Here is an 11,942-nt window from a genome sequence, read left to right on the forward strand (position 1 = left end):
GAAGCATACGCTCCGGGCCCTATGAGCGAGCAGCGCTCCGGTCACACCGGCTGCGGTTCCAGGTCCCGGTTGATCCGCTTCCAGCCGCGGGCCGCGACGGTGTTGGGGTGTTCCTCGCCGAACTGGCGGATCAGCTCGGCGATCGCCCGGGCGCGCAGGTCGGCGGCCTGGCCGTGCCGGCCGGCGGCCCGCAGGGTGACGGCCAGGTTGGCCTCGCAGGCCACCGCGTCCGGGTGGCGGGGCGAGTAGCGCTCGCACAGTCCGGCGTAGGCCCGGCGGCCCAGCTCCTCGGCGAGTCCGACCTGGCCGGCGTCCCCGTGGGCGTTGGCCAGGTTGATCATCGCGTTGAGGGTGTACGGGTGCTCCGGGCCGACCGAGCGGGTGAGCCCGTCCACGGTGTCCCGGCCGCGCTCGATGGCCCCCGGGACGTCGCCGCTGCCCCGCAGGTAGATGCCGAGGTTGTTGGCGCAGGCCAGGGTGAACGGGTGCTCCTCGCCGAAGAGCCGGCGGTGGCCCTCGTACACGGTGGTGCAGAGGTCGCGGGCGGCCTCCTTGTCGCCGGAGGCGCTGTGGTCGGCGGCCAGGTTGAGCGCGCAGGCCAGCGCGTCGGGCGCGTCGGCGCCGTACCGCTCCAGGTAGCGCTCGTAGGTCTCCTTGGTGATCCGCCGGGCCTCGGCCAGCTGACCGGTCCGGCGCAGCGAGACGGCCAGCGACTTGGCGTTGCGCAGGTTCTCCGGGAGGTCCGGGTCCAGCACGTCGCCGAGGTCGTTGGTGACCTCCTGGAGCAGCTCCACCGAGCCCCGGTAGTCGCCGAGTTCGCGCAGGTCCCGGGCGAGGTTGGACTTGGTGGAGAGGGTGTAGGGGTGGCGCGGGCCGAGCACCGCGGTGCGCCGGTCCAGGGTCTCCTGGTCGAGTTCGCGGGCGGCCTCGCTGTCCCCGACCAGCCGGTAGTCGATGGCCAGGTTGTTCGCCATCGAGAGGGTGCGCGGGTTGTCGTCGCCGAACAGCTCCCGGAACTGGTCCAGGATCTCGCGGTCCAGGTCGAGCGCCTCCTGGAACCGGCCGAGGGCCCGGCGGTCGGCGCCGAGCGAGCCCGCGGTCATCAGGGTGTAGGGGTGGTGCTCGCCCAGCAGGGCCCGCTGGCGCTCCAGGGTGGACTCGTCCAGCGCCAGGGCGTCGGCGTAGTTGCCCTGCGAGCGGAGCACGTTGGCGAGCTGGAAGCGCAGCAGCAGGGTCTGCCGGTCGTCCTCGCCGAGCTTGCCGGTCCACTCCGCGTCCAGCGCGTGGCCGAGGTCCCGGGCGCGGTCCAGCTCGCCGCGCTTCCACAGGTAGCGGACGCGGTCGATGAGCAGCTGCCGGGTGTCCGCCTCGTCGCAGTTGTGCGCCCTGGAGGGTGACAGGTGCGGCCAGATCTCGTCGAAGGCCGGCCAGTTGGCCGGGTCGTCGGTGTCCCCGAGGACGGGCCGGGCGCCGGTCAGGATGCGGTGCACCTCGTGGACGGCGACCTCCTGCTCGTCCTCGGTCATCTCGGCCCGGATCACCGCCTGGACCAGCCGGTGCACCTGGAAGCTGTTGGTGCCGGCGTCGACCTTGGCGAGCGCGTACCGGCCGATCGCCTGGATCACCTTGCCCAGCATGAACTTGTCGCTGAGGTCGGCGTCGTACTGCACCAGCGCGCGGATCATCTGGTCGCTGTAGAACAGGTTCATCGAGATCGGCTCCGGCGCGAAGAACGCGCAGAGCTGGAGCAGCCGGACCGCCGCCGGGGACTGCGTGCGCAGCCGGGCGATCGAGACGTTCCAGGTCGCGCCGACCGGCGTCGGGTAGTCGGCCGGACGGGCGCCCGCCAGCGCGCGGGCGGCCTCGGCCTGGAGCTGGGCGACGTAGGTGTCCACCGGCGTGCCGGTGGTGTCCAGCCAGGCGGCGGCGACCTCGACGGCCAGCGGCAGGTCGCCGACCGCCTCGGCCACCCGGTCGGCGTCCGAGCGGGAGAGCCCGCGGGCGCGGCGGCAGAGGTGCTCGACGCTCTCGCCGCGGGTGAAGACGTCCACCTCCAGCGCCTCCGCGTGCCCGGACCAGGCCTGGTTGCGGGAGGTGACCAGGATGTGGCCGGAGCCGCCGGGGAAGAACCGGCGGATCTCGGCGGGTTCGTCGGCGTTGTCGAAGATCAGCAGCCAGCGCGCGGTGGGCACCCCGCGGCGCAGCGCCTCCCGGGCCGCCTCGGCGGCCTCGGTCACCGAGTCGCCGACCCGCAGACCTAGCCGGCGGGCCAGGTCGGCCAGCGCCGGGGCGACCAGCTCGGTCTGCTCCGCGTCGATCCACCAGACCAGGTCGTAGTCGGACATGAAGCGGTGCGCGTACTCCAGCGCCACCTGGGTCTTGCCGACGCCGCCGAGCCCGTACAGCGTCTGCGGGGTGGGCAGCACGGCGGCCATCCCGCCGCGCAGCTGGTTGCGCAGCTGCTCCAGGACGGCGGCCCGCCCGGTGAAGGAGGGGTTGCGCGGCGGCACGTCCCAGACCTGCGGCTTGCTGCCGGGGAAGCGCGGGCCCGTCCCGGTGGTCTCGGCGAGCGGCACGTCGGCCCGGCCGAGGGCGCGCAGCAGCGTCTGCACGGACTGCGTCTCGTCCCGGCCGACCAGGTCGACCGGGTTGCGGTTGCTGAACGGCGCCGTGAGCCGGACGTCGCCGACCCGGACCGGGACGAGCTGGCGCCGGGTGCCGGACGGATCGGAGCTGACCACCGACTCCCAGAGCGCACGGGCCTGCGGAGAGCGCTGGTAGGCGGGCGAGAGCACGGCGACCGTGCGGTAGGCGGCGTCGATGCCGCGCTCGGTCTCCTGGCGCGGGTCGGAGCCGGCGCTGAGGTCCCGGGGCAGCACCCGGAAGCCGGCCCGGGTCAGCACCGACTCGATCCAGTCCGCCCACATCCGGTCCTCGGGGACGTAGGAGAGGTAGAGGTCGGCCGGGACGGACGGGCGGCGCCGGGTGAAGGCGTCGACGTAGCGCAGCCGGACCTCCTCGTCGACCGTCGGCAGCGAGGTGACCCGGCCGTTGGTGATCTCGCCGGTCAGCCGTTCGCAGGCGGCCAGCATCGAGGTCTGGGTACCGCCCTGGTCACCGAAGGTCGCCAGGATCTCCTCGTAGGCGTAGAACGGCCGGTACGGGATCTCCACCGAGCCCCAGTAGTGGGCCAGTTCCTCGCCGGACAGACCGGCCGGCAGGCCGTCGAAGCGGATCCGGGCCAGCGCCCGGCCGGCGTCCGCCTTCTCCTTCTCGCCCTCGTCGATGCGCATCGGCACCGGCAGGATCCGGATGCCGCGCTCGCGGTAGCGGTCGTGGATGTGCTGGGCGATCCGGGAGGCGCCGTCGATGGACTGGTCGCTCAGGGTGAAGCAGACCACCAGGTCGTCGGGCATCTGGACGGTGCAGATCTCGGCGATGTCGGACAGGCCGGTACGGGAGTCGATCAGTACGTAGTCGTAGCGCTTGCTCATGTCGGCCTTGAGCGCGTCGAAGAACTGCCCGCCGTCGAAGCGGTCGTAGAAGATGTCCCAGTCCAGGTGGGTGACGGCCTCGGAGTAGTCCCGGTTGAACTGGCCGGCGGAGAGGAAGTCCAGGCTCCCGCCGCCGGGGAACAGCGGCCAGGACAGCGAGAGCGCGTGCGGGTGCACCCGGGCGAAGTCGAGGTGCCAGCCCTCCTCGTGCTCGACCGGCCGCAGCGCCTCCTCCCGGTACTCGGCGATCAGGTCCATCATCCCGGTGGTGCCGGCCAGCACCGCCGGATCGAGGAACGGGTGGAAGAACTTGGCCAGGCCCGGCGCCTCCAGGTCCCAGTCCACGGTGAGCACCCGGAAGCCGTTGGCCGCCAGGATCCAGGCGGTGTTGGCGAGCGCCATGGTGCGCCCGGTCCCGCCCTTGTAGGAGTAGAAGGTGATGACCCGGCCCTGCCGGTCCTGCTCCGCCTCGCGCTGGGCGGCGAGTTCGGCCGCGGTCAGGCCGCCGATGCGGAGGTTCCTGGTGCGGTTCTCGCTCATGCGCCCACCTCGCTGCCCTCGGCGGTCGCTTCGCGAGACGCGCCGCCCCCGATGATTCGCTCGCTGCGCTCGCTCATACGCCCACCCCGCCGCACTCGACGACCGCCTCGCGAGACGCGCCGCCCCCGATGATTCGCTCGCTGCGCTCGCTCATGTGATTCCTCCCCCGGGCGGCGTCCCGTGGTCCGGGCGGTCGCCTAAGTCGCTGGCTGAGTGGTCGTCGTCGCCGAAGGGAGCGGGGCCCGGCCCGTCCCGGCCGCGGCCGTGGCGGAAGGCGTCGCGCAGATTGGGCCGCGGTGGTGCCGGTTCGTCGGGCTCGGTCCTGGTCCGGCCCTCGAACGCGTACTTGGCCTTCATCGCGGCCCGCGGCAGCGCGTCGTCGAACTCCTCCAGACTGCCCAGCCCGGGGGTCCCGCCGACGGCGCCGAGGAAGCTCGGCCGGGCCGACCGGTGGGTGATCCGCAGTATCTGGTCGCTGAGTTCGCCCATCTCCCGGTGCCGCTCCACGCAGTCCGGGTCGTCCTGGTTCCACGGCTCCAGGACGCTCACCCAGGTGGAGTCCGAGCGGTCGAAGCGGCGGACCAGCTCGCGCCGCCGCTCGTCCTGGAGCGCCCAGCGGTCCAGCAGCAGCAGGCCGGGGGCGCTGGGTTCACTGCCCGCGATGATCGCCTCGGCCTCGTCGTCGAACTCGTGCACGGTGGCCTGGAACCCCAGCTGCCGGGCGAGGCGGACGGCGTGCTCGGCGAGCGGGCGGGTGGCGGCGGGCCGGTAGGGGTGCCAGTCGGTCCGCTTGGCGCCGTAGTAGTCGGGGTTGCGGTCGCCCGGCAGCTCGCCCCGGTGGTAGGAGAGCACGGAGATCCGCAGCTGCTTGGTGGGCGCGGTGACGTCGAACGCGCTGGGCAGGGAGTTGAAGTCCAGCCGGCGCCCGACCGGGATCACCGTCTCCTCCGCCACCTCCACGATCCGCCGGGCCAGCCGGTGCACGGCGAGCTCGTAGGCGGAGCGGAAGTAGGTGAGCTTCATCAGCGCGTACAGGCCCTCGGTGGCGTAGTCCGGCCCGAAACTGGTGTGGTTGAACTGGAGTTCGCTCGCCACCCGGGGCAGGCGGTAGCGGCTCATCGGCGCCCAGAGCACCGGGACGATCCCGCTGGTCCGCTCCGAGTCGAGGTTCGCCGGGTACACCGGGCGGCGGGTGAAGGAGTGCCACTCCTGGCCGCACGGCACGCTGTTGAAGTAGCGCGGCGAGTACAGCGGCACGAAGACCCGGCAGGTGGCCAGCTCCTCGGAGAGCCGCTCGGCCCACAACTCCCCCTGGTGCATGGACTCGTCCATGAAACCGACCGGGACTCCCGCCGGCACCGTGGTGAGCTGGAGCACCGCCTCGCAGAGGTCCCGGTACAGCTGCCGCACCCAGTGGTTGGGGTCCCCCGCACCGCGTGCCCCCGATCTCGGGGTGTGGGCGTAACTGAGGAAGAAGTACGGCCGGGCGGCGTCCTCGTCCCAGCCATGGTCGTTCACACGCGCCTCCCCCTGGCCCGCCGGCAACCTCTTTACCGCGAGTCCCCGTACGCGGGGCTTCAGTGTAGGAACGACTGCGGGACTAATGGAATAGCACCTCGCCCCGCACGAATTGACATGACCGAAACGAACCGGGTGCGACGGCGGCCCGGCCCGGGGGCGGCGCCGGGCGCGCCCGGCGGTCGGTGCCCGGCGGTCGGCGCCGCCGCTCAGGCGCGGGAGCGGCGGAGGATCCGCTCGGCGAGGTCGACGGCCTCGCGGACCGGGACGAGGCGGCACGGCGCGCCGCCGATCTCGCCCGCGGTCACGCCCTCGGCCTCGCGGAGGACCTGTGCGCCCAGCGCACCGAAGTGGAGGTCGTCGAGCTCGGGGGCCTTGAAGGAGATCCAGCCCTCCGCACCGCGGCAGCGGTACTCGCGCAGCGGGACGTCGGGCATCCGCAGGTCCGCCAGGTGGAAGGCGGTGAAGTTGGCCATCGGGACGCCCAGCATCAGCACCCGGGCGTCGAGGTCGTAGAGCCGGCCGAGCGGGGAGTCCGGGCCCAGGTGGCAGTCGTACGGGTGCCGTTCGGTGATCCGCCGGGCGTGCCGGCCGATGGCGGCCCAGGAGGTCTGGGGGTGGTGGCTGCGGTGGGCGCCCCGGTGGGTGCGGATCGCCTCCGAGAGGGCTCCCATGGTCGGGGAGCAGGGGGTGGTGGCCGGGTCGAAGGGCGGCATCAGGGCGCGGTAGGCGGCGACCTCGGCGGGCGAGAGGCCGGCGGTGGCGGTGGCGTGGATGCGGGAGGTGGCCGAGTTCTCGGGGGTGGCCGTGTACCCGACCAGGGTGCCGCGGTCGCCGACCGCCGCCAGCAGCGCCGCCACCACCGCCGCGGCCCCGCCCGCCACCGGGCCGAGCGACCGCAGCGACGCCTGGACGTGCACGACCGCGCCGGGGCGGACCCCGAGGGCCGTGACGTGCTCGGTCAGCCGGGCCTCGGTGAGGGCACGGAGTTCGGTGAGGATGACGGCTCCCCGGGGTGAGGGCGGCGGACGGTGGACGCGGGTGGGGGGAGGCTCAGCCGCCGGCCATCGCGCGCTCCTCCCGGGCCAGCCGGGCCGCCCGCTCGGCGGCGTCGGGCAGCGCCACCGCGAGCCAGGGGGCGACCGTCGCCCGCATGCCGTCCGCGAAGCGCAGGCCGAGCGCGGTCAGCGAGCCGGACCCGGCCAGCCGTTCGACCGCCTCCGCGGTGTACTGCCGCCAGAGCGCGAACTGCAGCCGCGCCCGGTCGGCGGCCTCACCGGGCAGGCCGTCGTACGCGAGCGTGCGGGTGCCCCAGTACTCGGTGACGGCCAGATGGGCGTAGGTGCCCTGGAGCAGCCCTTCGAGCGGCCTCGGGTCGGGCCGCCAGGGGGCGAGGTACAGCGTGTCGTCGTTCCGGTCGTACAGGTCCAGCAGGTCCAGCACCGCGCCGAGCTTCACGTGCTGGAACTCGTGCGCGAGCAGCAGGGCGAGGGTCGGCGCGGTGGCGGGCCGGGCGATGCCGACCACTCCGAACGCCTGCCGGGCGGCCGAACTGACGTCCCGCCCGGCCGGGCCCGGGCGCAGCGGGGTGACCGCCGTCAGCCCCACCCGGATGCCGTCCGCGTACCCCGGCAGGTCGTGCCCGAGCAGCTCCCAGGCCTCGCGCAGCGCACCGGTCCAGTGGAGCAGTTCGGCGTCCGGCAGCCGTTCCGCCACGGCGTGGTCGTGGCTGTCGCGCAGCGGGTCGACGTCCTCCAGCGCGACGGTCCACCCCCCGGCCAGCCGGATCCGCCGCAGCGGCTCGTCCAGGGCCGTGCGCACCGACCCGTCGGCCGCCCGGACGGTGAACCCGTCGGCCCGGCCGGTGACGACCGCCTCCCCGTCGGGGAGGGCGATCCGCCCGAGCGTCGGCAGGTGCAGCCACCCGCCGCGCACCGGTACGGCGACGGCGTCGCCCCGCCCGGCCCGCACCGCCGCGGCGGCGGCCAGGCCCGCCAGCGGGCCCAGCCCGGTCCCCAGGTCGCCGGCCAGCTGCCGGGCGGCCCAGGCGCGGGCGTACGGGTGGGCGAGCACGGTGTCGACGGCGGCCGGAGCGGCGGCGTCCAGCTCGGACAGCAGCGCCCACGCCTCCGGACGCCCCTGGCCCGAGGCGTCCCAGGCGGCGGCCAGCATCGCCCGGGTGAGGGCGAGCTGGGAGCGGCCCAGCGCGCGCACGGTGTCCGCGCCGCCGTATCCGCGGGCGAGTTCGTCGAGCTGCGCCGGGGCGAGCGCCGCCGGCACGACCGGTGCGGCGACCTGGGCCGGCAGGGCGACCGGCCCGCTCCGCGCCGTGATGCCGTTGATGAGCGTCATGAGGTCCCCGCAGTAGATGGAGGGGTTGTCGAAGCCGCCGCCACCATCGTGGCCCCGATAGCGGTGGGCGTACAGGCCGCCTCCGCAGGTGCGCACGACGGGACAGCCGCGGCAGGTGGCGGCGAGCCCGGCCAGGCCGGACTGGCGGGCGACGATGCCGGGGTGCCGGGCGACGTCGTCGAGGCTGTGCGCGAACACGTCGAAGCCGGTCGCGGGGGCGCCGTCGAACGCGGTCTTGAGGCTGTCGACCTGCTCGAAGGTGCCGTCGGTCTCCAGCACGACCAGGTCGGACGGCTCCAGGCCGAGCGACTCGGTGAGGCTGGTGAACCCGCGCAGCGTCCGGTGCACCGACTCGAAGGTGCGGACGGCGAAACGCCGCCCGTCGGCCTCCCAGTGGTCGTGCACGGCGAGCAGCCAGTCGGCGTACGGGTGCTCGCCCCGGCCGGCGGGGCGTTTCGGCGGATCGTCCCAGGTGGCGTGCGGCAGCAGGAAGTCGACCGCGGGGGGCTGGAGTTCGGCCAGCGCGCGGTACACGGCCACCGGGTCGTTCTCGACGTCGATGGTGCAGAGCAGCCCGGCGAAGAGGTGCTGGAACTCCGGTTCGCGCAGCAGTGCCACGGCCCGCAGCACCTGGGGGTGGCTGCTGCGCCCGTCGGCGAACCGGCGGTGCCGGTCGTTGGCGGCCCGGTCGCCGTCCAGCGAGATGCCCACCCCGACGCCCAACTCGGCGAACAGGGAGCAGAACTCACGGTTCAGCAGGACGCCGTTGGTGTGGATGCGCAGGTCGAGGGCGCACCCGGGCGGGAGCGCCGCCCGGAGCGCCTCGGCCACCCCGCGCAGCCGGTCCGGGCCGGCGAGCAGGGGTTCTCCCCCGTGCAGGACGACCCGGACGCCGGGCAGCCGGTGCGCGGCCGCGTGCGCGCCGATCCGTTCGGCGGCCTTGGCCAGGACCTCGTCGCCGATGACCTTCGGCCGGGTGCGCCAACTGGTGTCCGCGTGCTCGTAGACATAGCAGTGGTCGCAGGCGAGGTCGCAGCGGCTGTGCACCTTGACCACGAATTGCGAGAAAGGCAGCGGAATTCGCTTCATCGTAGCTCTGGTGAATTCGGGCCCGGTCGGACGGAAATCCGGTCCGGCATTCCCGGACCGGTCAGATCGAGGAATTGAAGGCGGCGACCGCGACGCGACCGGCTTCCGCGCCGGGCAGGGCGCGCTGCAGTCGGGCGGCGAGCTCCTCCGCGCCGAGGGCGGCGAGTGCGGCGAGCGAGGGGCCTCGGTCCAGGTCCTGGGGGGCCGTCAGCTCGGTGTCTGGCCTGGTGCTGATTACCGGTGTCATATTCGTTCCTTAGGCGCGGTTAGGACCTGCCGGGGGTGGGTAAGCCACCCGATTGCGACCAATGTAGTGCCAGCGCGACGTCCGCGCGGCACCTTGCGGTCTCAAGTTGGTCTCCACGCCCGGTCGACGCCCTGTGGCGGCGCCCGGAGCCTCAAGAATTCACCCGTCCGGCGGTCGCGCACTTCGCCGTGGCGCGCGCCGAAGCGTTCCCTCGGCCCTTGCGGCGACTCGGCGGCCCCGGTTCCTCACCGCCCCCGTCCACCGGCGCGCCCGGCGGGTCGCCCGCGGCCCGGACCCCGGTAGGCCCCGGCGCGGCCCACGCGGGGCACGGCTCCCGGGAGAGTCCGCGACGGGTCGGCCGCACGCCTGAGCGTTCGTCAATGACATTTCTCCCGTTCATTCTTACGGAAATCATCACTACCGCGCGGCAGGTCGGTGCCCGCCGTGGCGCGGGCGGCCCGCACGCTATCGAGGACCGTCCAATTCGCGTACGGTGCGCACGAGTTCCTCGGTGAACTCGCGGCCGTGCCCGGTGAGCTCCGCGCTGTCCAGCAGGGTGGCACCCGCGGTCAGGGCGTGGCCGCGCCACCGGGTGAACTCCCCGGCGGCGCGGCGCGTGTCCCCCGCGCCGGCGGCCAGCTCGGCGCACCAGAAGTCCACCACCCCGAGGTGCGCGTAGGTGCCCTGCAGCAGGGCGCCGACCGGGCGGGGGTCGGGGCGCCAGGGAGCGTGGTGGACGGCGGCGCCGTTGGGGTGGTGCAGCGGCACGAGGTCGAGCAGCGCGCCGAGTTGGAGGTGCAGGAACTCGTGCGCCAGGGCGAGCGCGAGCAGCACCGGATCCCCCGGCCGCGAGGCCGCCACCGCGCCGAACGCCCGGCGGGCGGCGGCGCTGACCGCCTCGCCGCCCGGGGCCGGGCGCAGCGGGACGATCGTGGTGACGCAGGCCGCGACGGCCTCCGCGTACGGCCGGTGGCGGCGCACCAGGACCTGCCAGGCGAGGGCCAGTTCGGTTCCCCAGTGGGCGAGTTCCCGCTCGTCGAGCGGCCCGGCCGGCGGCCGTCCGTAGTCCACCCGGCGCGGCCCGGCGTGGTCGAGCGCCGGCGTCCACCGCAGCCCGTCGCACTCCAGCCGGAGCGGTTCGCCCGGCGCGGACCGGAGGAACTCCGCCAGCCCGTCCAGGCGGACGGTCTCACCCGCCGCGCGGGCGCGCAGCCGGTCGGCCGCCCAGGCGTCCAGCTCCGGCCGCAACAGCACCTCCTCCCACCGCGCCCGGTCGGCCCGTTGCGACGCCCGGAGCTCGGCGTAGGCCGCCTGGTAGGCGGTGTCCTCGGGCGCCGCCCGCCGCAGGGCCAGGAGCAGCAGCGCGCGTTTGCTCAGCTGTCCGGCGCGCAGCAGCCGGACGGCCTCCGGTCCGCCGCGCGCGGCCGCGATCGCCCGGAAGGTCGCCCGGTCCACCCCGTGCCGGGGCAGTCCGTCCGTCGTCCGCCCACCCGTACCCGCCACCGGTCATCCTCCTCGCGTCGCAGCGGCCGTGTCCGCCCGCAGCCTCCCCGCGATGTGGCGGATCAGCCGGTCCAGGTCCGCGCAGTACACGGACGGGTGAGCGAAGCCGCCCCCGGCGTCCGGCCCGGGGTAGCGGTGCGCGTACAGGCCGCCTCCGCACACGCGGACCAGCGGGCAGGCCGCGCAGACCGGCCCGAGCCCGGCGAGGCCGCGCTGGCGGCCCCGGAACGCCGGGTGGGCGGCGGCCTCGCCGAAACCGTGCCGGAACACGTCCAGCCCCGTCCCGGCGGCGCCGTCGGCCACCACCTTGAGGCTGTCGGCCTGTTCGATCGTGCCGTCCGTCTCGACCACCACGAGGTCCACGGGGGCCAGCCCGACCGCCTCGCTGGCCGCGCGGCCGCCGAGCAGCAGCACCGCCAGCTCCTCGAAGAGCCGTACCCCGGTCTCCCGCCGCGGGGCGCCGTACCAGCGGTCGAAGGCGGCGATCAGCCACTCCCCGTACGGCGCCGCGTCCTCGCCCGAGGGCGGGCGGGTCGGCAGCGACCGCCGCACCCCGGCCGGCTGGGCCGCCCAGGTCCCGTGCGGCAGCAGCAGATCGACGCGCGGCGGCGCGAACTCCAGCAGCGCCTCGTAGGTGGCGACCGGATCGGCGGCGAGGTCCACCACGCAGAGCAGCCCGGCGAACAGCTCCCGGTGCCGGTCCGACCCCAGCAGCCGCAGCGCCCCGGCCGTCCGCTCCCAGCTGCCGCCGCCGGACGGCAGCCGCCGGTGCCGGTCGTGGTCGGGAGCGGCGCCGTCCAGCGACACCCCGACGGCGACCCGGTGCCGGTGCAGCACCTCCAGCAGCGCCGGCTCGTCCAGCAGCCGCAGTCCGTTGGTCTGCAGGCTGAACCGCACCCTCGGCGCGACACCGGCCAACTCCGCCAGCAGCGCGTCCAGATGGCCGGCCCCGACGAGCAGCGGCTCACCGCCGTGCAGGATCACCCCGACCTCGTCGAGCCCGCACCCCGCCGCGTGCTCGGCGATCCGCCGGGCCACCCGGCGGACCGTCGCCAGCTCCATCCGGCGCGGCCGCCGGCGCCAACTCTGGTCCGCCGCCTCGTACATGTAGCAGTAGTCGCAGGCCAGGTTGCACCGGCTGTGGACCTTGAGCAGGAACTGGCGGAACGGCACCATGCCCGCGAGCCTAGCCCGCCGCG

7 protein-coding genes are annotated in these 11,942 nt (G+C 74.6%); all 7 read right to left on the bottom strand.

Annotated features, from left to right (window positions below; translation table 11 throughout):
- Positions 1-41: 41 nt before the first annotated feature.
- Positions 42-4,034, bottom strand: coding sequence for an FxSxx-COOH system tetratricopeptide repeat protein (gene fxsT, locus ABT263_RS18600; RefSeq protein WP_502885817.1), 3,993 nt, complete (start codon positions 4,032-4,034; stop codon positions 42-44).
- Positions 4,035-4,184: 150 nt separating this feature from the next.
- On the bottom strand, positions 4,185-5,552 hold the full coding sequence (locus ABT263_RS18605) for a TIR-like protein FxsC (protein ID WP_352291444.1): 1,368 nt from the start codon (positions 5,550-5,552) through the stop codon (positions 4,185-4,187).
- A gap of 209 nt (positions 5,553-5,761) precedes the next feature.
- Entirely contained in the window at positions 5,762-6,472 is a 711-nt protein-coding gene (locus tag ABT263_RS18610) for an AAC(3) family N-acetyltransferase (protein ID WP_352291445.1), read from the bottom strand.
- A 133-nt stretch (positions 6,473-6,605) separates the two neighbouring features.
- Positions 6,606-8,993, bottom strand: a complete 2,388-nt coding sequence (locus ABT263_RS18615) for an FxsB family cyclophane-forming radical SAM/SPASM peptide maturase (protein WP_352291446.1) — start codon at positions 8,991-8,993, stop codon at positions 6,606-6,608.
- Positions 8,994-9,054: 61 nt separating this feature from the next.
- Positions 9,055-9,240 (bottom strand): FxSxx-COOH cyclophane-containing RiPP peptide, encoded by a 186-nt coding sequence (fxsA, locus tag ABT263_RS18620; protein ID WP_352291447.1) that lies wholly within the window; start codon positions 9,238-9,240, stop codon positions 9,055-9,057.
- Positions 9,241-9,705: 465 nt separating this feature from the next.
- The gene (locus ABT263_RS18625) at positions 9,706-10,743 is read right to left on the bottom strand and encodes an aKG-HExxH-type peptide beta-hydroxylase (protein WP_352291448.1); all 1,038 of its coding nucleotides are present in this window, start codon (positions 10,741-10,743) and stop codon (positions 9,706-9,708) included.
- Between the two features lie 3 nt (positions 10,744-10,746).
- A complete protein-coding gene (locus tag ABT263_RS18630) occupies positions 10,747-11,919 on the bottom strand; it encodes an FxsB family cyclophane-forming radical SAM/SPASM peptide maturase (RefSeq protein WP_352291449.1) in 1,173 nt (390 codons plus the stop codon).
- Positions 11,920-11,942 lie beyond the last annotated feature (23 nt).

This window comes from Kitasatospora sp. NPDC001603, from assembly GCF_040298365.1.
Classification (GTDB): domain Bacteria; phylum Actinomycetota; class Actinomycetes; order Streptomycetales; family Streptomycetaceae; genus Kitasatospora.